General features: G+C 67.3%; 26 protein-coding genes and 1 pseudogene. 9 read left to right on the top strand and 18 right to left on the bottom strand.

Annotation, left to right across the window (positions count from 1 at the left end; translation table 11 throughout):
• Nucleotides 1-46: 46 nt before the first annotated feature.
• The 6 genes from J4030_RS14625 to J4030_RS14600 form a co-directional block, all read right to left on the bottom strand.
• Nucleotides 47-364 carry a hypothetical protein gene (locus J4030_RS14625; protein ID WP_208049965.1) on the bottom strand — a complete coding sequence of 106 codons (318 nt, stop codon included), beginning with the start codon at nt 362-364 and terminating at the stop codon, nt 47-49.
• 1,082 nt (nt 365-1,446) lie between these two features.
• Nucleotides 1,447-1,788: a hypothetical protein gene (locus tag J4030_RS14620; RefSeq protein WP_208049964.1), complete on the bottom strand. Its 342-nt coding sequence runs from the start codon at nt 1,786-1,788 to the stop codon at nt 1,447-1,449.
• A 236-nt stretch (nt 1,789-2,024) separates the two neighbouring features.
• Complete coding sequence (locus J4030_RS14615; protein ID WP_208049963.1) at nt 2,025-2,225, bottom strand: hypothetical protein; 201 nt, start codon at nt 2,223-2,225, stop codon at nt 2,025-2,027.
• A gap of 874 nt (nt 2,226-3,099) precedes the next feature.
• The gene (locus J4030_RS14610; RefSeq protein ID WP_208049962.1) at nt 3,100-3,393 is read right to left on the bottom strand and encodes a hypothetical protein; all 294 of its coding nucleotides are present in this window, start codon (nt 3,391-3,393) and stop codon (nt 3,100-3,102) included.
• A gap of 840 nt (nt 3,394-4,233) precedes the next feature.
• The gene (locus J4030_RS14605) at nt 4,234-4,629 is read right to left on the bottom strand and encodes a type II toxin-antitoxin system death-on-curing family toxin (protein ID WP_208049961.1); all 396 of its coding nucleotides are present in this window, start codon (nt 4,627-4,629) and stop codon (nt 4,234-4,236) included.
• Nucleotides 4,626-4,826: a hypothetical protein gene (locus J4030_RS14600; RefSeq protein ID WP_208049960.1), complete on the bottom strand. Its 201-nt coding sequence runs from the start codon at nt 4,824-4,826 to the stop codon at nt 4,626-4,628. Before J4030_RS14600 ends, J4030_RS14605 begins: the two co-directional genes overlap by 4 nt.
• A gap of 604 nt (nt 4,827-5,430) precedes the next feature.
• On the opposite strand from J4030_RS14600, the gene J4030_RS14595 reads away from it, so the two are divergent.
• The 3 genes from J4030_RS14595 (at nt 5,431) to J4030_RS14585 (ending at nt 8,047) form a co-directional block, all read left to right on the top strand.
• Nucleotides 5,431-6,510 carry a sulfite oxidase gene (locus J4030_RS14595; RefSeq protein WP_208049959.1) on the top strand — a complete coding sequence of 360 codons (1,080 nt, stop codon included), beginning with the start codon at nt 5,431-5,433 and terminating at the stop codon, nt 6,508-6,510.
• 173 nt (nt 6,511-6,683) lie between these two features.
• Nucleotides 6,684-6,956 carry a hypothetical protein gene (locus J4030_RS14590; protein ID WP_208049958.1) on the top strand — a complete coding sequence of 91 codons (273 nt, stop codon included), beginning with the start codon at nt 6,684-6,686 and terminating at the stop codon, nt 6,954-6,956.
• Between the two features lie 266 nt (nt 6,957-7,222).
• Nucleotides 7,223-8,047: an SDR family NAD(P)-dependent oxidoreductase gene (locus tag J4030_RS14585; protein WP_208049957.1), complete on the top strand. Its 825-nt coding sequence runs from the start codon at nt 7,223-7,225 to the stop codon at nt 8,045-8,047.
• Nucleotides 8,048-8,120: 73 nt separating this feature from the next.
• Here the strand turns inward: J4030_RS14585 and J4030_RS14580 are convergent, their stop codons facing one another.
• Together J4030_RS14580 and J4030_RS14575 are read right to left on the bottom strand one after the other, a co-directional pair.
• Nucleotides 8,121-8,816 (bottom strand): HAD family phosphatase, encoded by a 696-nt coding sequence (locus J4030_RS14580; protein ID WP_208049956.1) that lies wholly within the window; start codon nt 8,814-8,816, stop codon nt 8,121-8,123.
• A 124-nt stretch (nt 8,817-8,940) separates the two neighbouring features.
• Nucleotides 8,941-9,518, bottom strand: a pseudogene (locus tag J4030_RS14575) (DinB family protein).
• A gap of 86 nt (nt 9,519-9,604) precedes the next feature.
• On the opposite strand from J4030_RS14575, the gene J4030_RS14570 reads away from it, so the two are divergent.
• Both J4030_RS14570 and J4030_RS14565 read left to right on the top strand, forming a co-directional pair.
• Nucleotides 9,605-9,901: a hypothetical protein gene (locus J4030_RS14570; RefSeq protein WP_208049954.1), complete on the top strand. Its 297-nt coding sequence runs from the start codon at nt 9,605-9,607 to the stop codon at nt 9,899-9,901.
• Between the two features lie 149 nt (nt 9,902-10,050).
• Nucleotides 10,051-10,461, top strand: a complete 411-nt coding sequence (locus tag J4030_RS14565; protein WP_208049953.1) for a hypothetical protein — start codon at nt 10,051-10,053, stop codon at nt 10,459-10,461.
• Nucleotides 10,462-10,561: 100 nt separating this feature from the next.
• Here J4030_RS14565 and J4030_RS18585 read toward each other — a convergent pair whose 3' ends face one another.
• A complete protein-coding gene (locus J4030_RS18585) occupies nt 10,562-11,509 on the bottom strand; it encodes a zinc-binding dehydrogenase (protein ID WP_208049952.1) in 948 nt (315 codons plus the stop codon).
• A 244-nt stretch (nt 11,510-11,753) separates the two neighbouring features.
• On the opposite strand from J4030_RS18585, the gene J4030_RS14555 reads away from it, so the two are divergent.
• Nucleotides 11,754-12,152 carry a MerR family transcriptional regulator gene (locus J4030_RS14555; protein ID WP_307864714.1) on the top strand — a complete coding sequence of 133 codons (399 nt, stop codon included), beginning with the start codon at nt 11,754-11,756 and terminating at the stop codon, nt 12,150-12,152.
• A 128-nt stretch (nt 12,153-12,280) separates the two neighbouring features.
• On the opposite strand, the gene J4030_RS14550 is transcribed toward J4030_RS14555, so the two are convergent.
• From J4030_RS14550 to J4030_RS14525, 6 genes are all read right to left on the bottom strand, one after another.
• Nucleotides 12,281-14,038, bottom strand: coding sequence for an L-lactate permease (locus J4030_RS14550; RefSeq protein ID WP_208049950.1), 1,758 nt, complete (start codon nt 14,036-14,038; stop codon nt 12,281-12,283).
• A gap of 60 nt (nt 14,039-14,098) precedes the next feature.
• Nucleotides 14,099-15,481, bottom strand: a complete 1,383-nt coding sequence (locus J4030_RS14545) for a (Fe-S)-binding protein (RefSeq protein ID WP_208049949.1) — start codon at nt 15,479-15,481, stop codon at nt 14,099-14,101.
• 51 nt (nt 15,482-15,532) lie between these two features.
• Nucleotides 15,533-16,732, bottom strand: a complete 1,200-nt coding sequence (locus J4030_RS14540; protein WP_208049948.1) for an FAD-binding oxidoreductase — start codon at nt 16,730-16,732, stop codon at nt 15,533-15,535.
• Nucleotides 16,733-16,738: 6 nt separating this feature from the next.
• A complete protein-coding gene (locus J4030_RS14535) occupies nt 16,739-18,226 on the bottom strand; it encodes an FAD-linked oxidase C-terminal domain-containing protein (RefSeq protein WP_208049947.1) in 1,488 nt (495 codons plus the stop codon).
• A 201-nt stretch (nt 18,227-18,427) separates the two neighbouring features.
• Nucleotides 18,428-19,213, bottom strand: a complete 786-nt coding sequence (locus J4030_RS18580) for an IclR family transcriptional regulator (RefSeq protein WP_208049946.1) — start codon at nt 19,211-19,213, stop codon at nt 18,428-18,430.
• Between the two features lie 149 nt (nt 19,214-19,362).
• Nucleotides 19,363-20,061, bottom strand: coding sequence for a 4a-hydroxytetrahydrobiopterin dehydratase (locus tag J4030_RS14525; RefSeq protein ID WP_208049945.1), 699 nt, complete (start codon nt 20,059-20,061; stop codon nt 19,363-19,365).
• Nucleotides 20,062-20,229: 168 nt separating this feature from the next.
• Between J4030_RS14525 and J4030_RS14520 the strand changes: the two genes are divergently transcribed.
• Nucleotides 20,230-20,763, top strand: coding sequence for a GNAT family N-acetyltransferase (locus tag J4030_RS14520; protein ID WP_208049944.1), 534 nt, complete (start codon nt 20,230-20,232; stop codon nt 20,761-20,763).
• Between the two features lie 46 nt (nt 20,764-20,809).
• Here J4030_RS14520 and J4030_RS14515 read toward each other — a convergent pair whose 3' ends face one another.
• The 3 genes from J4030_RS14515 to J4030_RS14505 all read right to left on the bottom strand — a co-directional run bounded on the left by J4030_RS14515 (nt 20,810) and on the right by J4030_RS14505 (nt 23,112).
• Nucleotides 20,810-22,132, bottom strand: a complete 1,323-nt coding sequence (locus tag J4030_RS14515; RefSeq protein WP_279538180.1) for a sigma-70 family RNA polymerase sigma factor — start codon at nt 22,130-22,132, stop codon at nt 20,810-20,812.
• Nucleotides 22,113-22,493 carry a YciI family protein gene (locus tag J4030_RS14510; protein ID WP_208049942.1) on the bottom strand — a complete coding sequence of 127 codons (381 nt, stop codon included), beginning with the start codon at nt 22,491-22,493 and terminating at the stop codon, nt 22,113-22,115. Before J4030_RS14510 ends, J4030_RS14515 begins: the two co-directional genes overlap by 20 nt.
• Nucleotides 22,494-22,620: 127 nt before the next feature.
• On the bottom strand, nt 22,621-23,112 hold the full coding sequence (locus tag J4030_RS14505) for a DUF3253 domain-containing protein (protein ID WP_307864713.1): 492 nt from the start codon (nt 23,110-23,112) through the stop codon (nt 22,621-22,623).
• Between the two features lie 60 nt (nt 23,113-23,172).
• Here J4030_RS14505 and J4030_RS14500 point away from each other — a divergent pair, with 60 nt between their 5' ends.
• Together J4030_RS14500 and J4030_RS14495 are read left to right on the top strand one after the other, a co-directional pair.
• Nucleotides 23,173-23,610, top strand: a complete 438-nt coding sequence (locus J4030_RS14500) for a hypothetical protein (RefSeq protein WP_208049940.1) — start codon at nt 23,173-23,175, stop codon at nt 23,608-23,610.
• A gap of 112 nt (nt 23,611-23,722) precedes the next feature.
• Nucleotides 23,723-24,505: a DinB family protein gene (locus J4030_RS14495; protein WP_208049939.1), complete on the top strand. Its 783-nt coding sequence runs from the start codon at nt 23,723-23,725 to the stop codon at nt 24,503-24,505.
• Nucleotides 24,506-24,605: the final 100 nt, after the last annotated feature.

Raw genomic sequence — 24,605 nt, 5'->3', positions numbered from 1 at the left:
CGCAGGTCATACCGGATCTCGCCAGCTGCCTGTCGTTGCTGGTTCATCATTGTGCTGGGGGCCGATCGCTCGAGGCGGCCAACCTGGAGCGGATGAGCACCGCGAGCCCGACACCAACGGCCACGACGCACAGCAGCGTGGCCAGTCCTACCAATGCCGGGTGGTGGGTGGCCAGCGAGGTGAAAAGGGCCACGAGGAAGAGAGCCGAGGCCAGCAAGAGAACGCCGAACCACCTCACCGCAGAGTTGCCCTGGTCCATGAGGTGTTGGTGCTCGGCAGTGCGTGGGTGCCCGTCTTCGTGCAGAACGAGCATGCGGTCTCGGGACACCATCCCCAGGACGGGGTCGCCGGTGCTGATCGTCACCCGCGTTGGCTCCGAGCCGGCGTGACCGTGCCACACCGGCGATCCTGCCCAGTCGATCCGAGCCTGCACGGTCACTGGGCCATCGGCACGCCGAACCGCTCAGTGGCGCGCCACCGGATACGCTCACGTCGCTGCCCATCGATCAAGACCGCGTAGGAACGCAAGATCCCCAGTGTGCTGGCCCGGTGGACGATCAGTTCAGCCACTGCTCACCCCTTGTCTTGAACCAGCGGGCGGCGGGCACCCCTTTATCTGTGGGGGCATCAATGCAGCCCCGCCTGGTCGCGCGGACCCACTAGCTGCGGGCCCGCAGCGTCACGCATCTCTTGGGCGCGGAAGCCCCGTGCGCCGACCGTCAAGCTGGCGCAGGCCAACACGAGGGCCTCTGCAACGAACCAGGTAGGCCGATTCTTCGCCTGCAGCAAAACCCAGAAGAACCCCGTGGTGAACATCCCGGCTAAAGCAGCGGCCAACCACTCCCTACCCCTGTTCGCCATGCAGGGATGTTCTCACCCCAGCTCGCCTGCCGCGCGGCCTGCGGCCACTCGTGTACTGCCCTGCCGCAACTGTCGTTCTGGGGTAAACCCCAGAACGACACCGCCCCGGGAGCCGGACAGTGTGCGTTTAGGGTCCCGATCGGCTGTTTCCAGACAGATGTGTCCGAAGGCGGCACGTGCTGGTCTCCTCCGGTGCGATCGCCGCGTTGCTGGCTACGGCGACCGGATGTTCATCTTTGGAGAAGGTCACCTCGGGTGCTCCGCCGTTGAAGGTGTGTGGCACGACCCTATGGAACGGCGCAGCGGGCGCAGGGTTAATCCAGGCCGCGCCGAACGGCACCTTCACCGATGGACAGATCTACCTTTGGGTCGCTCCTGGGTGTGGCCACGGCGCCACCGTCTCGATCCCGGTCCACGCAGCCACCATCACAGCCACCGCTAGAGCGAAGGACGACCTGGCCGCGGCCGTTGTATCAAGCCCCGGCAGAAGAGCTTCACGGTCCTCGTGCGACGTCACGGCCAGAGCCTCACGGTGGCGGTCACCCTCTCCTGAGTTCGACCTCGTCTGCTGCTCAGTGACGAGCGTTAGATGGGTGAGCCATCAGCCGTAGTGCCGGGATCTTGCCACCAGCCGGCTGACATTGCGGCCTGCCACTCTTCGTCTGTGGGGTCAAGCAGACCTCGGTAAAACCCGTTCTCGTCGTGGTCGAAACCGACAGCGAAGCTGACGGGCTCCTGTTCCAGCCCAACAAAGTCGACTAGGCAGTGATTGAGACCTGGGCCGACGAAGCTGTTGATGCGACCGGGATGGTGCGGCATCAGCACATGGTTACGGGCACGAAATGCGGGGGTGAGGACATCGCCGGCGTCTGGATCGAGACCGGCAGAAAGTACCCGCTTGCCACCAACGGCCTGCTCGACGTTCAAGGACCTCACAGCACCCAGCTTCGCAGCTCAGCTAGTCCATAACGAGATGATGCCCGACTAGGCCTGCTCATTGACGATCGATTTCGGACGGACACGGTCGGTTCAGAAGTTGACGCGAAACCCCGCCAGATCGTTGCTCGAAATCGTGGGTCCTTGAGTTTCGAGCACGACCGAAGCCAGTTGAGGCGGAAGGTGCGTCGCTTTTACGGTGGGCTACCTGCCGAGAATCCCGGGATCTAGAGGTTCCGCAAGAGCCGCGTGATGAAGTTTTCCCGGCCCTCTGCGTTGCGGCTTCGTGCCCACCTGCCAATCGTGCCAATCGTGCGGTTGAGCAAAGTGAGGAACGGGTTTTTCCAGCCGTCAGGTGTGGGGTAGGGCATCAAAATGATGATGGCGAAGAGCACCACCACTAGGACGTCCTTGATGAGGGTGGGCATGCCCGCAGGCTATGGGCTCGTTGAGCGCGACGCCGTATAGATCTGAAACGGGATATCACCGACCGTGGCAGATCCGACCGGAGGTCTAGACCTCACAGGAACACCTACCGCGCCGGTACCGCTATGCGGTCGGCCCCAGTGCTCCACCACGTCGCGCTGGGTAACTCGCTGCTCGATCGACCTGGTGCCAGCGAGCAGCGCAACGGGTCCGCCGCACGACGCAACCGCCACCACGGCCTCGCCGACGAGACCGTTGGCGACGAGATCAGGGCCCATGCCACCGCAGCGACGGCGAAGATCGCGCATCCAACTCGGACCTGCCGACGTCGACGGAAGAGCCAGCTCTCCAGCGGCGTCAGGGGAAATTCGGTGGCCACGCCCTGAGTATGACTTCGGCACATCCGCTTCGTGGCAGCTTGCAGTGTCGTTGTGGGGTACACCCCAGAACGACACCGACAGTAGGGCCCGAAACTGCTCGTCTAGGGCCGCGATTCGCATTTCTCGGACAGATCTGTCCGCATGGCGCCCCAGTCCGACACCAGCTGCTTACCTCCGCGCGACTGAGGGTGCTGCACCATCAATGAATGAGCGGCTTGGTGTTCGAACGACTCGTCGAGATTGAGGGGCGCTGGCACCTTGAGGATCTTCGGCAGGAGATCGCCGCGGCGATGGCCGGCCTTGAGGCGGGGCGTCGTCCCTATGTGCCATCCCAGCTGCTGCGGTCACTCGATATGTTCCTGGACTCCTATGGACCCCACAGATGGACCGCCCCTGAGGAGCTACCCCCCAGCGACGAGGGGCCGTAAGTGCGGAACTGACGTTGATCGCGTGCTTCGTGACGGATCTGACCAATGTCTAGACCTCGGAGGGGCACCTACCGCGCCGGCACCGCTACGCGATGGTCACCCTGGCTCCAGTCCTGTTGAAACCACTCACCGACCAGGTTTCCCACGATGATGGTTTGCCCCTCGGGGTCGAAAAGGAGCACCCCGTCCTGACGCAAGAGCGGTCCTAGCGCAGTCAGGTGGTCTGCGGCGATCGGCAGTGAGTGCCGCTGCCCGTCTTCGGTCACGATTAGCAGCTCGAAGGCGCAGGCGGCGTCGGCTTCTGCGTTCCAGTTGGCGTTGACGTAGTCGATCCGAAGGGTGCGGTTGCTAGAGCCAGCCATGCCCCCACTGTCTCTCGTTAGGCAGTCTCAAGCCGGCGTTAACGCCAAGTTATCGGGTGGGCCTAGGCCCTCGCTCGTGACTATCCCTTCGAGCAGCTGCGGGGGCCTCCTGCCGCACGGCGAGATCCGCGAGACGGGGCGCTCGAAAGCGCTGCTCAGTGCTGACGCTGCTCGAAACGACCGATCGTGGTGACTTTCGAGCGTGGAGCACGGTGGGATCGGGCGGCGGATGCCGCGGCGCTTCGTGCGTCCGCGCCCATTTACTGGATCAGTGGACCGAACGGCCCCTGATCAGTCCTGCCCCCCATCGTCCGGAGGCTGTCAGCTCATCAACGAACCCGCGGGCAGCGAGCATGGTCTGGAACCGTGCCTGCCGCTGTTCAGGAAAGGACTCCAGAATGTCTTCGGAGAGCTTGCCGTCGTGTCGGGCCGTCACTGTCACCAGCCACGACTCGTCAGCTTCGTGAGGTTCGTGGGGGTAGGAGATGTGAACGATGCAGGCACCATCGGCTGACATAGGACAACCGTAAGTGGCGGATTTTGCTAACTGCTGTTTGCAACCTGAGCTCGACCGGTCTCGGCTTCCGAACTGTGCATCTGGGGCATGCCCTAGATGCACATCCTGGGCCGGTCCGCAGCGCGCATCAAGAGTCCGATCGTCGGCTTTGTGACAGATCTGATCGAAGGTCTAAACATGTGGGAGCGCGTCGCGGGGTACGCGCGCGGGTGAGTTCGGTCGACCAAACCCCTCATCGCCAGCTGCACGGCAGTCGGCGACGTCGACGAGGCCCGAACCGATCGCGCCAGCGGCCGCAGCCGTGACGGCATGCGGTCACGCTCTCAGCTGGAGCGGGCGAATTTCTCAAGGCGGGCCGCGATGTCCTCCACGGCCACGAGGCGCCCTTCGGCCACGTCCATCGCGAGTTCGAACTTCTGGTCGTCATCAGCGGTGAACGTGTAGCCGTTGAGGGCGTAGAACAGCCGGAGCGCACCGAGCCCAAGTCGCTTGTTGCCGTCCACCAGAGCGTGGCCCTTCACCACCGAGTGCAGCAACGCCCCGGCTTTGAAGTGGATGTCGGGGTAGACGGGCTCGCCGAACACGACTGCCCGCGGACGGCCCGCGGCGGCTTCGAGGATGCCGTAGTCGCGCACCTGAGGACGGCGGCCTAGATACGCCGTGCCGACGGCGAGGATGTCCTCCAGGGTCAGGAACTCGGTCGGCTCGTCGTCTTTCACGCGTCCGCCAACCTCTCGATCACGGCGCGGTCCTCCGCCACGAGAGTGCTCAGCAGCTCGTCGCGCAGGCGCACGCGACGGGAGGTGTATTCCTCGATCGCTCGAACGGCGACAGCCTGCATCGACAGACCTTCCCGTTCGGAGGTCTGTCGTAGAGCTTCGGTCAGTTCGTCCGTCATCCTCAAGGTCATGGCCATGCCACCATGATACCGACCGATACCAAATGCAGGGGAAGACTTCGATCCCGCGCCAGGGTGCGAGCGGTCCAGAAGCCGCAAAGCGGTGCGCGCGCACTACTGCCGCCAGAGCGACCCCCTGACATGATGCCGACGCCACCGACCGCGTTCTTCACCCCCGGTCGGGTCATCGGTCGGTACTGACCATTAACGCCGGCGCGGCTGCGTCGTCTTAGTCGGCGGGTCGATCGTCGCGCAGGATGGTCACGGTGGGGAAAGCCTGGTGGCCAGCCGACTCCACTCGGCAGTGGTGGAGCCGACGCGGTCGAGGGCCATGTTCAGTTCTCCGGTCATGTCGGCATCGAGCCCGATTCCCTAGGAAAAGGTGACGGTATGTCGGGCATCGGGGGTGGTGCGGCTGACCTCAGACCGGCCGCCGCGCCGTTTGAGGGGCTGGCCCGTTCGAGCTTGCGCAGCTCGATGGAGGTCCATTCCGCTTGGGTCGCTTCCCTTCACGCGGCAGGGTGCCAGCGCACGCGGTCCGACGCGGCGGCGAGTGAGCGCGCAGGATGGGGTCGAACGCCGGGAGGGCGTACACCCGGGTAGAAATCGAAGGAGCAACAGGATGTGGGCGAAACGCTCGGACATGATCGTGCACGAGCAGGACCCCTACAACGCCGAACCGCCCCGTAGTGGCCTGGCCGAGGCGATCACGCCCCAGAATTCGTTCTACGTACGCAACCACGGTCCCGTGCCCGAGCCGGACCTCGCAGGGTGGCGGCTCAGCGTCGGCGGCATGGTCGAGCGGGCGCTGGAGATCTCGCTGACCGACCTGCAGCGGCGCTGGCCCCAGCACAGCGTCGTCGCCACCATGCAGTGCGCCGGGAATCGGCGCGCGGGTCTGATCGAGGTGCGTGACATACCTGGTGAGGACCCGTGGGGGCCGGGGGCGACGTCGACCGCCCTGTGGACGGGGGTACGGCTCCGCGACGTCCTGGCGGAGGCGGGCGTCCGCGAGGAGGCCCGGTATGTCGCGTTCGGCGCGCCCGACGTGTCGCAGCTCGCCGACCCGCCACAGCAGTACGGCGGATCGATCGACCTCGCGAAAGCGACCAGCGGCGAAGTGCTGCTGGCCTGGCAGATGAACGACGCACCACTCCCTCGGGTGCACGGCGCGCCGGTACGCGTCGTCGTACCCGGGTACATCGGTGCCCGCAGCGTGAAGTGGGTCGACCAGATCCTCGTTCAGGACGTCCCGTCGGCCAACTACTTTCAAGCAACCGCCTACCGACTATTACCCGCTGAGGCGGACCCCACGAACGCCGGCCCCGGTGACGGGCTGGCGCTGGCCGCGGTCGCCCTGAACGCCGACATCGTGTCGCCCGAGGACCATTCACAGGTCGCGGCCGGCCCGGTGCAGGTCAGCGGATACGCGTACGCCGGGCAGGACCGCACCGTCGCCCGTGTCGACGTCTCCGTCAACGACGGAGTGACGTGGGCGCAGGCCGAACTCGACGACGCGCAGTCGTCGTGGGCCTGGCAGCACTGGCGGGCGAGCATGGAACTGACGCCCGGACAGTGCGTGCTCACCGCCCGCGCCTGGGACAGCAGCGGCGCGAGCCAGCCCGAATCGCCGCGCCACCTGTGGAATCCCAAGGGCTACGTCAACAACTCATGGGCGCGCGTGGAGGTAGAGGTCGTCTGAGGCCGGCGCTCACCATCTCGGCCGGCGAGCGGTGACGATCCGGTGCGCTGATTGGATCTGCGGGCGGTGCAGGCGGGGGCTCGTCCCCGAGCTCGGATGTCGAGTTGGACTCGTTTTCTGGAACGTGGCCACCGAAGCCACTACCGCGGGCTTCGGACTGCTACACCTCAGGGATGGGGGAGCGATGGGGCAGCCAGGTACCGGCTGCTGCCGGTGGGGACATGGCCGCGTTCGCGCACATCTACGACCTGACGGCGACTCTGGTCTACGCCCAGCTGGTCGCGCTCCACGTCGATGGCGCCGAAGCGCGTTTGCAGGAGGCGTATCTGCAGTACTGGAGGCAGTTGCCCGGGCTGGTGCAACATCGGTCCTTGTCCAGCGTTGTGGTGTGGCTTGTGGGGGCCGCAACCCAGACGCAGCGAGGTCTACGGTCGGTCGACGACTGAAGAAGAGGCACCGTCACACGGGAGGCCATCGATCGCTCACAGGAGAGCTCATTGAGGCCCGTGCTTTCACGCGGTGGACCTGGATCCGACGTTCCGCAGATCTCGAGAGGAACACGCCAGGGCATTGACGTGCGCCGCGCGACGGCCGATCCGGGCACAGTCGATCGGCCGATACGTCGAACACCGTCGTCGCGCACCCGCGCCGGGTTCGGCGGTGCGAAAGGGCGTGTCGCGGGGCCGAGTGCGCGGGCGGCAGGATGGCCGGTATGACGATCTCTCACCCGTCCACACCGCCCCGCCGCGGCGTCCTAGTCACCGGAGCGTCGCGCGGAGTCGGCGCCGAAGTGGCCCGACTCTTCGCGGCCGCGTGTGGTGACCGAGTTGCCGTGCACTACCGCTCGTCTCGTGCTGAGGCCGAGGCCGTGGTGGCCGGACTCGAGGGCGACGGACACACCGTGGTGCAGGGCGACCTGGCCGACCCGCAGCAGGTCGAGCGGCTCGTCCGGGAGGCCGCCGCTGCTCTCGGGCGGATCGATGTGCTCGTCAACAATGCCGCGTTGTTCGCCGAGGACCCGGCCACGCAGGGGCGACGACTCGATCTGAGTGTCGAGCACTCGTCGTACGAGGATTGGGTGCAGGGATGGCGCCGCACGACCGACGTCAACCTGTTGGGCACGGCCAACGTCACCTATCTCGTGGCGCGGCACATGCTCCAGGTCGATCCTCCAGACGGCTTGCCCCGGGGACGTGTCGTGACGGTCGGGTCGCGGGGCGCCTACCGGGGTGAGCCGCAGGTGCCGGCCTACGGCGCGAGCAAGGCCGGAGTGCATGCGATGACCCAATCGCTCGCGGTCGCGTTGGCACCTCACGGGATCGGGTGCGTCGGCATTGCCCCCGGGTTCATCGCCACCGACATGGGGGCAGCTGTGCTCGACGGGCCGGAGGGCGATGCGGTGCGCGCCCAGAGTCCCTTCGGCCGGGTGGCCACACCCCAAGAGGTCGCCGCAGCGATCCTGGCGCTGGCTCAGCCGGGCGCCGAGTGGGCCTCGGGCGCGATCGTCGACTTCAACGGCGCCTCGTACCTGCGCTGACGCGCCGCCTCGCGCGAGTGCATGACCCCACCGTCTTCAGGCGACGAACGAAGGCGGGAGCGGCGCCCCGTCGTCAGGTGAGCAGCAAGCGCGCGTCGTGGAAGGCTTCGCCGAGTGAGGTCATCGTGAGCCCTTCGAGGGTGGGTCGAGTCACGACTCGTGTCTGTGTCGTGTCCCGGTCCGTGATTGCCAGTGTCGGCACACCGGCTGCGGTGGCTGAGCGAATCCCCGGTTCGGAGTCCTCGATCGCGAGGCAGTCAGCTGGGCGGAACCCAAGGCGTTTTGCCGCGGTGCGGTAGGGCTCGGGGTGGGGTTTGCCGTGTTGCACCGACTGCCCGTCGATCACCACGGTGAAGGTGTCGCGCGGCAGGTGACCGATCGCGGCCTCGATGAAGGCTGGCCACGCGCTGGTGACGAGAGCCTGAGGTATGCCGTGCGCGGTGAGGTGGTCCAGGAGGTCAGGTGCCCCGGCACACCAGGGGACGCGGTGCGTGAGCCGGGTGATGACCCCGTCGATGATGCGGTGACTGACCTCGTCGACGTCTGATGTCGGTGGTCGGGGGGAGCGGGACAGCAGATAGATGCTCGACTCGGTCATCGTCATACCTATCAGCGCGCGCCGGTCGGTCGCGGTCCAGATGCCGCCGGCCCGCTGGACGAATTGCTGCTCTTCCGCGTGCCAGAGCGGTTCGCTGTCGATGAGGGTTCCGTCCAGATCCCAAAGGACCGCCCGTGGCGTCTCGATCCGGCCGATCCTCACTGCGTCCACCCGGGACATCATGCCCAACCAGCACACCGCTCATCAGCCTTCTGAAAGCTTCCCGGCGGACGATCGGCTTAACGAACGCCTCTGCTACGCGGGCGGATTCGTCAGCCTTCGCTCATGATCTACGTCAACCGGCGGCCCTGGCGGCCGCCTCGATCTCCTCGCGCCGCTTCGTCCAGAAGACTGAATCGTGCCGCTTAGCGGCCATGGCCTCGGCGTCGATTCCCACCGCGCCATCGAGCTGTTCGCGCAGGATGTCGGCGTGGCCAGCGTGCCGACTGGTTTCGGCCAGCAGGTGCACGAGGATGTTGAACAAGGGCACCTCGGCGTTCTGCCACCAGGCCACCCGGCCCATGGAATCAGAGTGAGGGCATTCACCGTGGCGTCGCTGTGATCCCACACCCGTCGGTAGCGGTCGACGACGTCACTGCGGGACTCGTCCGCGGTCACCCACATGTCAGCCAATAGTTCGGCCTCGACATCCCACCGAGGCAAGCGTTCCGGAAAGGGACGGTCGAAGACATCGCCGAGGTACCTCGCCTCCCAAGTCGTCAGGTGTTTCACCAAGCCCAGCAGATTGGTCCCGGTGACGGTCAACGGACGACGAATCTCGTACTCGGACAACCCGTCGAGCTTGGCCAGCACCGCCGTGCGTTCGTACTGCAAGTAGCCATACAGGTTGGCCTTTGCGATGTCGTCGGTCATGGGACAGCACCCTGCCACGAGCGCTTCAGGCAGTCCGTTTCCTGCGACAGCTGCGCATTCGGGCCGGCTGCTCGATACTTCGCCTCATGATTCGTCGTGTGTGGTGGGTCCTTGGTCTCGTGCTGATGGGCGGTGGCGTTGCGATCGCGCTGTTGTCTCAAGCCCGCACGAGTGATGTCGGGTGGTTCGCCTACACGCCGCTGAACGACGGCTCCGGCGGGCATCTGGGTGGGATCGATTCACCGTGGGGCGGGTCGGCGTTCATCATCACCCGATGGCAGATCGTCGGTACTGCTGTTGCGGCCCTCGGACTGATGGTTTTGGCGGCCGGGATCGGTTTTCGACTGGGGTGGCGACGGGCAATTCCCAAGGAGCGGCTCTAATGCGTTTTGCCGCGAGCGACGGTCCCGACCGGGATCACCTGGTGAGGGCGAGCCTGATCGGGCGGCCGACAGAAGCACGCATTGGCCCCTGCGCCAGAAACGCGCAGGCATGATGCTTACTCGACAGCACACGGACGAGGAGCAATTCCATGCCCTGGGGCAAGAGCGACGAAGACAAGCAGGCTGAAGTCGAGCAGAAGAAACTGCAGGCCCAACAGAGAGAAGAACAGCAGGCTCAGCAGGCATACCTGCGTACGCCGGTGGGTCAGGCTGTCGCGGCCAAGGAACGCGGTGATCGTTTCTTCGAGGTGCAACTCGATGCGGCTCAATTGAAAGGTGCGGCCAGCGCGTTCGGGTCCTCTGACAACAAAGTGCACCGTAATGGCAGCGCTCCGGACGTGCTCGGTCAGATCGAGGAGATCGGTTGGCGGTTGGAACACGTCAGCCACGCCTTCATCGAGACTGGTGCGACCACGACCAACCGAGTGCTGGGAACCGGTCAGGGCATGGTGACCCGTGGCGTGGTCACCGGTTTCTACCTGTTCCGCAATGCCAACTGACTGACGAACTGCGCGTAGGACCGATGCCGTTTGCTGATCGGTCACCCGGCACCGGTGACTGATGCTTCGGTCGGTGCGTTCTCGGCTGCGGGGCGGTCGGTCAGCGGAGCAGGTGCAGCACCGCCTTGCCCGTGAAGCTCCGGTTCATCAGCCCATGCGCGATGTCGCCGATGTTGTTCCAGCCGCCTTCAGCTTCGATTGGGATGTGTAGCCGCTGGTCAGCGACCATCTCGGCGAGTAGCTGCAGGTCCTTGCTGGCGGGGCGAATCAGCAGTTCGTTGTACATCCGCAGGCCGTAGAGAGTGCCGCCGCCGACAGCGAGGAATTCTCGCAGGTCGAGCTCAACGTGCGCAGACGCCGACCAGCCGAAGGAGACGCACATGCCGCCGGGCACCAGCATCCCCATGGCTTGCGCGAGTGCGGCGCCGCCCAGCGACTCCACGACGAGGTCGTAGGGGCCGAAGGTACGTGCGGCGGTGAGGTCCTCACCTACGACGACCTCATCAGCGCCAAGATCCCGGACCGCTGCCTCGTGACGCGGCTGCCGGGAGGTTCCGACGACGAATGCGCCGCTGCTTGTGGCGAGTTGATGGGCGAACAGGCCGACACCGCCGGTCGAACCGGTGATCAGCACCCGCTTGCCCAGGAGCGATCCACCCTTCTCCACCGCGCGGTGGGCGGTGAGCCCGGCAGTTGGCAACGTCGACGCCTGCGCGAAGGACACGGCGTCGGGCAACTCGGCCAGTCGGTCGGTGGCGGCAGCCACCTGCTCGGCCCATGCTCCGGAGTCGAGCAGCCCGACGACCCGGCTGCCCGTTGTGGGTCCGGTGCCGTCTGCGGCCTCGGCGATCACCGTTCCCGCAATGTCGTGCCCGGGTCGCCAACCAGCCTCGGCAACTCGCGCGGCGAGCAGGTCCCCGCGGTTCAGCGAGGTCGCTTCGACCTGAATCAGAGCTTGCTTCGGGCCGGGTTCGGGCCGGTCCACCTCGCCAATGCCGAGCCCCTCCGGGAGGTTGGGGTCGACGACGATCGCGCGTATTGAACTCACAGCTGTTCCTCTTCCATGACGGCTTGACCACACGCTGTCGGTGGCCTGCGACGAGAGAGCACCGGAACCGGGTCTCACCGCGTACCCATCACGCTAGAATCTAGAGTGCGCTCTAAGTCAAGACCGGGCGGCACTCAGGAGCGGGAGACGGTGCCCGACCACACGTCGACACGCGGACGGGATGAACGTGGATCGTCAATCCGGGCAGGACCTTGATGCCCCCACTGCTGGGCCGGGCGACGGGGTGTCCATCGCCGAGGCTGCCCGCCTCAGCGGCGTCAGCGTGCACACTCTGCGTTACTACGAGCGCTCCGGAATGATGCCCACCACGCCGGCGCGTACCAGCGGGGGGACGCGGCGGTATCGCAAGGCCGAACTTGAGTGGATCCACACGTGTACGAAGCTGAGAAGCCTCGGTATGTCCACGGACCTCATCCGGCGCTACGTGGACCTCGTACGCGCCGGGCCGGGCAACGAGGCCGATCGACTGCATCTGCTCGAAGCGCAGCGCGAGCGCGTGCTGGCTCAACAAGCCCAGTTGTCGATGGACCTAGAGATGATCAACGGCAAGATCCAGACATATCGAGAACGCCTCGAGCAGGGATCGGCGGACGGGATCTGGTCCGTTCCACGCGAACCCTGAGCTGCGCGAGAATGACGTACGCCGGCCGCCTCGACCTCGTCGCCGTACCCGACATCGAGACCCGAACAGCCGATGACCCTCGATCAGGGTGAGCGCCTCGGGCCGGGCTGGGCGGTGCAGGCCTCAGATCAAGGGAGCATCCACGACAGCACGCTGGTGGACTGCAGATACACGAGAAGGCACATGAAGAGCAGGAACCCGACCGTCCACCCGAGGATCTTGCGCAGAATGACCCCCTCTTGTCCGGCCAGGCCCACGGAAGCGGCGGCGATGGCCAGGTTCTGCGGGGAGACCATCTTGCCGAGGACACCTCCGGAACTGTTCGCAGCCGTCATCAGGACGGGAGACAGGTGCGCCTGTTGCGCGGCGGAGACCTGCAGAGTGCCGAACAGCGCATTGGACGACGTGTCGGACCCGGTGACGGCGACTCCGAGCCACCCGAGGATGGGCGCCAGGAAGGCGAACACCCCGCCGGCCCCGGCCATCCACCGGCCGATCGTGATGGTCTGCCCGGACAGGTTCATCACATAGGCGAGGGCGAGCACCCCGGCGACGGTCAGAATGGCCCACTTGAGCTGATCCAGGGTCTTGAGATAGTCGCGCGCAGCCGTCGCGGGCTTCACCCCGAGCACGATCATGGTGATGACCCCGGAGATCAACAGCAGCGTGCCGGCGGCGGGAAGCCAGCCGAACGCGAACGTGACGGCGGACGGGGTCTTCCCGGCTGGTGTCTGGATGTGCAGACCAGGCCAGGCGAACTTGGTGGCGCCCTTGGCCAGCAGCTTCATGACGAACCCGACCTGGGCGAGGGAGAAGACCACGATGATGATCAGGTACGGCGCGTAGGCCCTGACGATGTCGCCGCGGGAATCGGGCGCCCTCTCAGCGGACGCACCCGTCGAGCCCGATCCATTGGCCGCGCCACCCGTCGAGGAGGCGGTCCGGCGCGCCCCGGCGCCCGTGGACGAAGAACCCCGGCTGCCGCCTAGCTCCACCGCGTGCGCGGATGCCGTGGCGGCCGCGAGGTGGGTCTGCACGTCGTCCTCGCTCAGGCTGTCCACATTGAGAACCTCCCTCGGGTGCCACACGCGCACGAACAGCACGACTGCCAACGCTGAACCGAGCGCCGCGACGATGTCGGTGAGGGGGATGGAGATGTAGTTGGAGCAGAGGAACTGCAGCACTCCGAAGACGGCACCGCCGAGGAGAGCGACCGGCCAGGTCTGTTTGAGTCCACGCTTGCCGTCCACCATGAAGACCAGGGCCAGGGGGACGAAGATCGCCAGAACGGGGGTCTGGCGCCCGACGACGGAGGCCAGGTCCTGCTCGGGCAGGTTGCTGATCTTCGCGAGAGTGGTGATCGGGACAGCGATGGCACCGAAGGCGACCGGAGCGGTGTTGGCGACCAGGGCCACCGTTGCTGCCTTGATCTTGGAGAAGCCGAGCGCCAGCAACATCACCGACGTGATGGCGACCGGCGTACCGAAACCGGCCAGCGCCTCCAGGAGGGCACCGAAGCAGAACGCGATGAGGATGGCCTGGATCCGCTGATCCGGGGACACGGAGGCGAAGGAACGCCGCAGCACATCGAAATGCCCACCCGTCACCGACATCGTGTAGACCCAGATCGCGTTGACCACGATCCACATGATCGGGAAGAGGCCGAACGCGGCCCCCTCCCCGGCAGCCGAGAAGGTCTGGCCGACCGGCATGGAGTACACGGCGATGGCAACGACGATGGACACGGCCAGAGCTATGAGGGCGGCCCACTGGGCGGCGAGCTTGAACACCGCGAGGAGGACGAACACGGTGAGCAGCGGCAGCGCCGCGAAGATCGCTGACAGGCCGAGGGAATGGTTGACGGGATCGAAGATCTGGTCGTACAAGGCGACACCTCCGGGTGCGAGAAACCAGGTGAGAAGAGCAGCGGCGTACCGGTCGGTGGTCTAGGGCACGAGGGGGTTGATTCCGCGAATGGAGAAGTCCACGAGCTGCACCGGGTGGTAGAGCTTGACCTCGGGGTCGAGATACCGCCGGATCTGCAGCAGACACCCGGGATTGGCGGTGGCGATCATGTCCGGCTCGACACTGACGATGTTCGCCACCTTGCGGCGACCCAACTCCTCGGCCGGCTCGGGTTCGACGAGGTTGTAGATCCCCGCGGATCCGCAGCACAGGTCCGTCTCGGGAATGTCGACGACCTCCAGTTGCGGGATCTTGCCCAGCACGGCGCGCGGTTGCGACCGGATCTGTTGGGCGTGTGAGAGGTGGCACGCGTCGTGGTAGGCGACACGGCCCGGGATCGGATGACGCGGCGCGACCGGGCCCAGCTCGTCCAGCAGTTCGTTGACGTCTCGCACCTTGGCGGAGAACCGCGCGGCCTTGTCGGCGTACTGCGGGTCGTCGCGCAACAGCGTGCCGTAGTCCTTCATGGTCGAGCCGCAACCGGCGACGTTGACCACGATGCTGTCGATCTCGAGTGTGAGGAACCGGTCGATCAGGGCACGGGCACGGTCGAGCGCCTCGGGCTCGCGGCCCGCGTGGACCGACAGGGCACCGCAGCACTTCTGGTCCGCCGGCGCGACGACGTCGCAGCCCTCTGCTGCCAGCACGCGCGCCGTGGCGGCGTTGACCTCTGAGAAGAACACCTGCTGCGCGCACCCGGTGAGCATCGCTACGCGGTGCCGGGTCGGACCGACCGCCGGAGTGTGCTCATCGAGGCGGGTCCGGATGTCCCGCAGAGCCATCGGCGGTAACAGCGCCTCGAGGGCCCGCAGCCGCCCGGGCAACTTGTCCAGGAGCCCCGACCTGTGCAGTGGTTTGCGGAGGGAGCGTTGATACAGCGTGCCGAACACCGCTGCGGCCCGCAGCCGGTTCGGGTAGGGGAAGAGGGAGAAGATCGCGGCCCGGAACATCCGGTCGCCCCGGTCGCGGGTGTAGTTGCGCTCGATCTGGGGCCGCACCGCCTCCAGCAGCTGGTCGTACTGCACGCCGCTGGGGCATGCGCTGACGCACGCCATACAGCCCAGGCAGGCGTCGAAGTGGCTGGTGAAGGTCTCGTCCATCTCGACCGTGCCCTCACGGCCGGCCTTCATCAGGTAGATGCGACCGCGCGGAGAGTCCATCTCCTCCCCCCACAAGGTGTACGTCGGACAGGCGGGCAGGCAGAACCCGCAGTGCACGCAGTCCGAGATCATCTCGTCGGTGGGTGGATGGAAGGCGTCGAAGACTCCCGTGTCCCCGTGGTCCTGCACCTGGAGAGCGGTGTCGGGCAGCTGGTTCGCAGGTGCGGGGGTGGTGTCGTGCGACGACGTCGTCTGATCGCTCATGCCAAGGTCCGTTCGGGCCGGTCGGGGTGGTGTCGGGCGAAGATCGAGGGTTCAGTACCAGCCGCGGAACCGCCCCGGTGCGCATCGTTCGAACGGGTCCAGCTGGAGCTTGACAGCGCGCAGCAGCGCCGCGGTGGATGGTGGCGTGCCGAACGGGGCGAGTTGGTCGGCGACCGCCGCGGGGCGAGATCGCAGCGAGCAGCTGCCGCCGACGGCTTCGACGCTGTGGCGCCATTGCCGTGCGACGTCCGCCTGTGCCTTCGCGGGGCCGCGCAGGACCGCGGTGTGCAGCCCGAGCCCGATGCTGCTCGCGACTGCCGCGGACACTCCGTGCTCGTCGGCGAGGGTGTGCAGCGACTCGACGAGTTGCGCTGACCTGTCGGGCAACGCCCCACCCCGTACGACGCTGTCGTCCGGTCCGCCGGTGGCCGCCTCCGCCACTGCGGCCCATCGACGGTCGGCTTCGTCCTGGTCGAGGAGGTGGGGTGACAGGCCTTGGTCGGTCAGGAGTTTCGCGACCCGGGCCGACCCTGCGGCCGTGCCGTGGGCTCTGCCGTCGAGCCGGACGAGCAGCGTCGGGTCGTCGTCGGGACCGGCAGGATCGAGCCATTCCACAGCTGTGGGCTCCACGCCGGATCGGCTCAGCTCAAGTGCGGCGACGGTGGCCTGAGGTGCGGTGGCGCCGGCCACCACCGTCGCGCTCGACGCCGGCAGGGGATGGAGCCGCAGGATGACTTCGCCGATGAGTCCGAGGCTCCCGAGGGAGCCGTAGAACAACTTGGTGAGGTCGTATCCGGCGACGTTCTTGATGACATGACTTCCGCTGTGCACGGTGGTCCCGTCGGCCAGCAGCAGAGTCGCGCCGATGGCGAGGTCGCGCATCGTCCCGAACCGCAGTCGACGGGGGCCGGCATCGCCGGTCGCGAGCAGCCCGCCGATGGTCGCGCTGTGTCGTTCGGTGGCCGGGTCGAGGGCGAGCCACTGGCCTTGTTCCGCGAGCTGGGTCTGCAGGGTCTGCAGAGGCATCCCGGCGCCGACCGCGGCCGTCATCTCCCCAGGGTGGTGGCTGATGAGGGCGTGCAACCTCTCGGTGCTGATCTGGACGTCGGTCGGGTCTGCGATCCCACCCCACTGCGCCTTGGTGCCACCGCCGCCGAACAGCAAGGTGCGCCCGTCGGATGCACTGTCGCGCAGGACTCTGCTGGCCTCTTCCAGATCGCTGGGCGCAACTCTCTGAGTGGTGTCACTCACCGACGGTCACCCGCGTCCGATGACGCCGGCGGTCTCCAACGGATGCGGGCGGTAGGGCCCGGGCAGTTCCCCGCACAGCCGAGGAGTCGGGAAGATCTTTCCGGGATTGCAGATGCCGTCGGGGTCAAATGCATCGCGCACTCGTTTCATGACGGCAAGGTCGTCCGGGGTGAACATCTTCATCATCGAGCAGGCCTTGTCGGCGCCGATTCCGTGCTCGCCACTGATCGAGCCGCCGGTGCGTACACACAGTTCGACGATCGCGGTCGCGAGGTGCTCCGCCTTGTCGGCCTCCCCCTCGTGGCGGGCGTCGTACAACACCAACGGGTGCAGGTTGCCGTCGCCGGCGTGGAAGACGTTGGCCACCCGTAGTCCGGCCTCGCGGGCCATCTCGTCCATCTGGGTCAGGACCGGGCCCAGTTTGCTGCGCGGGATCACCCCGTCCTGGACGAAGTAGTCCGGGCTGATCCGGCCCATCGCCGCGAACGCCGCTTTGCGTCCCTTCCAGATCAGCGCCCGTTCGCTGTCGCTGGTGGGTATCCGGATCTGCGTCGAGCCGTTGGACTCACACACCCGCCGGGCCGTGTCGAAGTCGGCTTCGCACTCGGTGTCGAACCCGTCCACCTCGACGATGAGGGCCGCGGCGGCGTCACGGGAGAAACCGGCACCGGTGGCTTCCTCGCAGGCCTCTATCGCGAGATTGTCCAACATCTCCACAGCGGCCGGGATGACACCGGCGGCGACCAGGTCGCCGACGGCGTGACCGGCCTCCTCGACCGAGGCGAAGTCGGCGACCAGGGTGCGCACCGACTCGGGACGATGCAGCAACCGGACCGTGACCTCGGTGACGATGCCCATCGTGCCCTCCGAGCCGACGATCACCCCGAGGAGATCGGGCCCGATGGAGTCCCTGTTGTCGCCGCCGAGGTGCACGATGCTGCCGTCGGGGGTCACGAACGTCACCCCCAGCACGTGATTGGAGGTGAAGCCGTACTTGAGACAGTGCGCGCCGCCGCTGTTCTCGGCGACATTCCCTCCGACGGTGCAGACGATCTGACTCGACGGGTCGGGAGCGAAGTAGAGACCGTGCGGGGAGGCAAGCACCGAGATGCCGGCGTTGGTGACGCCGGGCTGCACCGTCATCCGCGCGTTGTCCGGGTCGATACCGATGACCTCGCGCATCCGGGACAGGCCGATCACGATGCCGTCGCTCACCGGGAGCGCTCCTCCGGACAGCCCTGTCCCGGCTCCGCGAGCGACGAACGGCACACCATGCTCTGCGCACAGCTTCACGGCCGCGGCGACCTGCTGGGTGGAGCGCGGCAGGAGGACCATGGCAGGAGTGGTGCGGTAGCCGGTGAGGCCGTCGCACTCGTAGGTCCGTAGTTCACCAGGATCGGTGATCACTCCCGACTCCCCGATGGCGGTCACGAATTGCGACCGCAGGGTGCTGGCGATCTGCTGGGACCGCTGCGTCAGGGTGGTGACACTCATCGAGCGACTCCTCGGATGTTTCCGCTGTACGGGAAGTCGTTCCCGGAAATCGAACACTATGCGGTGACGTAGGTCACGTCAATGGGGTGCGATGCACCACGGCGCACCTCGCGGTGGGCAGGGTGAACGTTGCGAATCCGTGTCGGATCAGGTCGGTCGACCGCACCCGCGGTCACCGCGGGGACGACGTCGGGCCTGGCTTCAGAGCACCGCCGCGCGGTCACCCACCCGCGCCTCCGAGAGATCCTGGCTCAGTTCGGTGGCGACGCGGTGCAGGGCCGGGACGATCTGTTCGATGCGAGCCCGGGTGAGCCGCCCGGACGGTCCGGACACCGAGATGGCGAGGTTGCCCGGGGCATCGTGGAGTGGGACGGCGACACATCGCACGCCCAGTTCGTGCTCGTCCTCGTCGACTCCGTAGCCGAGTTGCCGGATCCGGCCCAGTTCGAGAATGAGCTCGGCGAGGTTGCCGATGGTGTGCTCCGTACTGGCCGGCATCCCCGTGCGCTGCACCAACCGACGTACGTCGTCGTCGCCGAGCTGGGCCAGCAGCACCTTGCCGACTCCGGTGGAGTGGGCAGAGACGCGGCGGCCCACCTCGGTGAACATCCGAACCGCGTACGGGGACGGCGCTTGCGCCACGTAGACGACGGCATCGCCCTCGAGACCGGCAAGATTCGCCGTCTCGCCGATCTCGTCCACCAGCGCCTGCAACCTGGGTTGAGCCCAGACGCTGTGCGCTTGGCGAGCGACGTCTCCGAGCCGGATCAGCCGGGAGCCCAGTGCATACCGATGCGAAGGGTCCTGGCGCACATACCCCTCATCGACGAGCGATCGCAGCAGCCGATGAATGGTGGCGAGCGGAATCCGGGTGGTGCTGGCCAGCTGCGAAATGGTCGCGAATCCGCCGGCCTGAGCGAGAGTCTCGAGGATGACGAACGCGCGGCTGACCGACTGCACTCCGCTTGACTCATTGTTCTGAGGCACCCAGCCACCTCTCCCCGTCGCCGTGCGCGCGGCGGCCTGCCACCTGGAACAATGTTCCCGATCTGCGGAAACCCTAGCGGATCACCCCTCGCGTCGAGGGGTGTGCGAGATCCTTCTCAGCAGGTCGATCTCGGTCGCCGACACGTCTCTCACCCGTCGTGCGCCTCCCGGCCCTCCCACGTGGTCAGACAGGCGCGGTTGCCCTGCGGGTCGGCCAGCACCCAGAACGCCGGCGCGGCAGTGTCGTCGACCAGCTCGCCGCCGGCTTCGATCGCGGCAGCGATGCGGCCCTGCACCACCTCGGGCGGGATGCGCAGGTCGAGGTGCCAACGCTGCCGCGGAACGTCGTGGGCCCCGGTGGGCTGGAACCAGATCGACGCCCGACGTCCGGTGGCGTCGCGGAGCTGGAACTCCCCCCAGGCCTGCACCGTGTCGTAGTCGAGCAGGGCCGCCCAGAACGGCCTGATCTGCGCCTCGTCGGCCGAATCGAGGCCCAGTTCGAGGACGCTGGTGCGCTCCGGATGCGAGGTGGCCCCGGCTGCTCGGGCCAGCTCGCTGATGGCCCTGGCCAGCGCCACGTCGCGCGAGGTCACCCCGCCGACGTCGTGGCTGATCAGCCGGACGTCGAGCCGCCCGTAGGCCAGGTCGAGGTCGGGATGATGATTCATCTCCTCAGCGACCAGCGTGACGGCGTCCACGAGTTCGACCGCGGTGCGGAAATCACCGGTGTCGAAGCTGGCGTGCAGCCGGTCGATCAGCATCCGCCAGTCGGCCAGCTGTTCGCCGACCACCTCCAACTCCGTCAAGGTGTGCTTCGGGTCGGGCGGGCTGTCCATGTGGTCGCTCACTGGCGTCACCTTCTGTCCGATCGGCTGGGACCGTATGGGACGTCCCAGGGCAGCTGTCCGGATCGCCGATCCTGGCACGGCCCACCGACACACCGTGTCGCTCCGACGTTCCGAGGTCGCTCCCACGCCGGGAGGGTTGTCGCGGCGATCGAGCCATACGGTGAGGGCATGTCAGACGAGCCGAGGTCGAGCAGCCATGACGGTCTCACTCCTGGTCCTGTGGTGATCCGTCCCGCTGCCCCCGATGACGATCGTGTGTTGGCCGTCCTGGACGCCGAGTCGTGGCCGCCGGAACTGTGGGTCACCCCACCCCAGGATGCGTCGCTGCCGTTCTTCACACAATGGCGCAGACCCGAAGATGTCGTCGTCGCGGAGGTCGACGGCCACGTCGTCGGATATGCCCGAGTAGCGCGCCACATGCGGGTGGTCTCCAACGAGCACGTGCTGCACTTCGATGCCCTCGCCGTCTCACCGTCCGCTCGAGGCCGAGGCATCGCGTCACTCCTGATCGAAGCCGCGATCGAGGAAGCCCGTCGACGTGGAGTGCGCAAGCTGGGGCTGCGCGCGTTGTCGACCAATTCCGTTGCGCTGACGCTGTATGACAGACACGGGTTCGTCGAAGAAGGTCGCCTGATCGACGAGATCAGGCTGCCGGACGGTTCCTACGTGGACGATGTCTGGATGGCGCTGTTCTTCCGCTAGACGGTCGATGGGCGCTTCGTGCCGGTGCTGCCGTGCCGTTGGCCCGTCACGGCAGCGAGGACTGCGGCCGCTGAGCACTGGATCCCTGCGCCACGACGGTCGCGAGCTCGTCGAAACGCTTCGCGACCGCGTGCTTGGCGGCGTCGTTGCCGGGCAGCCGCATCGCCGTCGCGAAGGCGTCCAGCGCCTCGGCGTCGCGGCCGGCCCGGGCGAGAAGCTCGGCGCGGGCCGCGACGGCCGGCAGGTAGCCGTCCAGGTAGGAGATCCGCTCCAGTTCGGCGAGGGCCGCGACGGGGCCGCGCAGTTCACCGATGGCGATGGCCCGGTTGAGGCGCACGACGGGGGTGTGAGTGATGGCGACCAGCACGTCGTACCAGCTGACGATGGCCGCCCAGTTGGTGCGTTCCCAGGACGGCGCCAGGTCGTGGCACGCCGCGATCGCCGCCTGAACGGTGTACTGGTTCGGCCGGTCGGTGACGTGTCGCAGGCACTGGCCGAGCAGGGACAGCCCGAGCCGGATCTGGCCGGTATCCCAAGCGGTCCGGTCCTGATCGCGAAGCAGCACGAGGTCACCGTGTGCGTCGACCCGCGCGGGAGCGCGCGCATCCTGCAGGTGGAGCAAAGCCCGCAGTCCGAGCACCTCGATCCGGCCTGGCAGCAGCTCGTCGACCAGGGTGGCGAGTCGGATGGCTTCGGCGGTGAGCTGCCGGCGCATCGCGCTGGTGCCCCCGGTTGCGTGGTACCCCTCGTTGAAGAGCAGGTAGATGGTGGCCGCCACGCCGGCCAGGCGGGTCGGCAGTTCGTCACCCGTCGGGGCTCGGTAAGGGATGGCTGCGACGGTGATCTTGCGTTTCGCCCGGGTCAGGCGTTTGGCCATGGTCGGCTCGGGCACGAGCAACGCGCTGGCGACCTCGGCAGTGGTCAGTCCGCACAATGTGCGCAGGGCCAACGCGGCCTGCGCCTGCACCGGCAGGCACGGATGGCAGCACGTGAAGAGCAGCCGCAGCATGTCGTCGCGCATCATCCATGAGGGCTCGACGACGTCGTGCGCAGCGTCGGTCCGCAGGTCCTCCAGGAGCGACAGCGAGCGGCTCGCCTCGGCCTCCTTGCCCGCACGCGCCGTCTCTCGTCGGAGGGCGTCGATGGCGCAGCGGCGTGCGGTCAGGGTCAGCCAGGCGCGTGGCTGGGCCGGCACGCCGTCACGCGCCCAGGTCCGTAGGGCCCGCTCGGCAGCGTCCTGCACGGCGTCTTCGGCGAGCTGCCACGAACCGGTGGTGCGGATGAGCGTGGCCAGCACACGCGGACCCTCGTCGCGCAGCAGGCGCGAGAGGGCCGCGTGCTCGCTCCGGTCAGCCGTTCGGGGAGCCAAAGTCGATCACCGGACGCAGCTCCACTTGTCCGGTCCGCGCCGCGGGGATCTGCGCGGCCCAGCGCACCGCCTCGTCCAGGTCGGCGCACTCCATCAGGTAGAACCCGGTGAGGACCTCTTTGGACTCCGCGAACGGCCCGTCACTGGTGATCACCTCACCACCCGGGCCGCCGGCTCCACCCTCGACGCGGACGGTGGTCGCCGTCGTCGTCGGGTAGAGGGCGGCGCCGCCCCTCATCACGGCAGCCGCCGTGGCGCCGAACGCGCCGTAGTCGGCCATGGTCCGCTGCTTCTCCGGCGTGTCCAGATTCGACCAGTCCGGGTCGCCCTGCTCATAGATCAGCGCTGCGTATTGCGGCATGACGTGCCTCCTTGGATTCCTCGCCGGCGCCGGTTGTGCCGACATCAACAGAACGAACGGCCGTCATCGAATTGGACACCCGGAGCGGGGCAGCCCGCACCCCGTACATGGCAAACGCGGCCGGCGGCTACCAGCGGGACCCGCGCGCCAGGCGTACCGGGCCGACTGCCGTGGCCAGGTCCACGTCCGCGCCGCGCTGGCGCACGACGACCACGCCCTGCTCGGCCAGCTCGGCCGCGACCGATCGCGCGGTGTCCATCAGGTCCCGCCACGACGCGCCACCGACGACCCGGGCGGCGTCACTCGGGCAGATGGTCGCCTCGGCGTCGCGGTGCCGGAGCAAGGTGCGCATGGTCGCGGCGAGCCTCGTACGGCGGCCGTCGATCGTCGGGTCCCACCACGGGTCACCGCGCTCGCCGAGCGCGACCTTCGCGTCCTGGACCCGCGGCCGGGCCGACGCGGCGTCGGTGCGCACGTCGCGGCGGGCGCTCATGAGTTCGGCGACCAGTTCCTTGCGCAGGGCATCGGGGATGTCGGGGTCCGTCGCGCGCCATTTGCGACCGTTCACGACGATGTGGTGTCCGTCGTCGGTCAGCGGGGGAGGGTCCTGATCCGGCACGGTGTCATTGTGCGTCGTTCCCATCGGGTGTCCGGCGTCTGCGGCTGATAGGACTGGACGGTGGCCCAGCGCAAGATCACCGAGGACAACCTCGGCGCCTGGGTGATCAAGTGCGACCCGCAGCAACACCCGCGCTTACGCCATGCCCTCCTCGCGCACCGGCCGCACGTCGTGCGCGACTGGTGCGTGGCCGACAACTACCGCAGCCGGATGATGCAACCAGGTCACAGGGCGATCCTGTGGGTGTCCGCGGGAGGCGGCACGGTGACGCGCGGGATCGCCGGCGTGGGGTGGGTGACGAGTGAGGCGCAGGGTGACGTGAGCCTGCACCTTCCTCTTCTGCACGACACGCTGTCGGACGACGAGCTGCGCGCGACGGGGATCGACGACCTGGAGGTGCAGAGGCTGCCGGTCGGCTCCAACCCCTCGTGGGTCTCCACGGTGCAGTTGGCCGATATCGAGAAGCTCCTCGACGGGTGGCCCGAGCCGCAGGGATGAACGGTTTCTCCGGGTGTCCGCACTTCCGTGTGTACGGGTGCGCGGGAGTGCGGACACTCGCGGGGGTGGCTGACGGCTGACGTCCGTCGGTGGACGGTGGCAGGGTCGCCGTATGAATGATTTCAAGGAGTTCAGCGACGCGGACCTGGGCGGTTCGCAGTTCACGAGAGTCGATCTGTCCGGGTCGTCCTTCGAGCAGGTCGACCTGACCGGGGTGCGGATGCGCAACGTCTACCTGGCCGGAGCGAGGCTTCGGGGCGCCGATCTGACGGATCTCGAGCTGGACGGCATGGTGCGCAATCTGATCGTCAACGGCGTCGACGTCACGCCGTTCGTCGAGGCCGAGTTGGACCGGCGGTATCCCGAACGCGTGAAGCTGCGGCCCACCGATGCCGACGGTTTTCGGGAGGCGTGGCGGGTCATCGAGGCCTCCTGGCCGCCGACCGTCGCCCTGGCGCAGACGCTCCCACCGGACGCGCTGCACGAGCGGGTCGACGGCGAGTGGTCGTTCATCGAGACCCTGCGGCACCTGGTCTTCGTGGTGGACGCATGGGCGAAACGCGCTGTCCTGCATGACCCTTCGCCGTACGACGCCCTCGGGCTGCCGCATGACGAGCACGACCCGAACGACCACGATGTGCCGAACGATCGTTCCGCCCGCCCGACGCTGGAGCAGCTGCTCGAGCTGCGCAACGACCGGACCGCCGTCGTGCGGAAGCTGCTCGCCGACCTCACCGACGAACAGCTCGCGGGCGAGACGCACCTGAGTGGGCCGGGATATCCGACGCCCGGTCGCTACCCCGTGCGCCGGTGTCTGCAGGCGGTCGTCAACGAGGAGTGGGAGCACCGCCTCATCGCCGAGCGAGACCTGAGGGGCCTGCGCAGCCGACGTTGAGCTGCGGGCGCCTCATAATCACGGGTACACAGGAAACAGTCAGGAAAAGGTCAACTCTCTGTCAGTTTCCGACGCAGAACGCGCCGAGACCCTTCTGAAA

The sequence above is a fragment of the Allobranchiibius sp. CTAmp26 genome, assembly GCF_017565405.1.
In the GTDB taxonomy this organism is placed as follows: Bacteria; Actinomycetota; Actinomycetes; order Actinomycetales; family Dermatophilaceae; genus Allobranchiibius.
The sequence above is the reverse complement of the archived record's forward strand: the minus strand, read 5'-3'. Positions and strand labels throughout refer to the sequence as shown.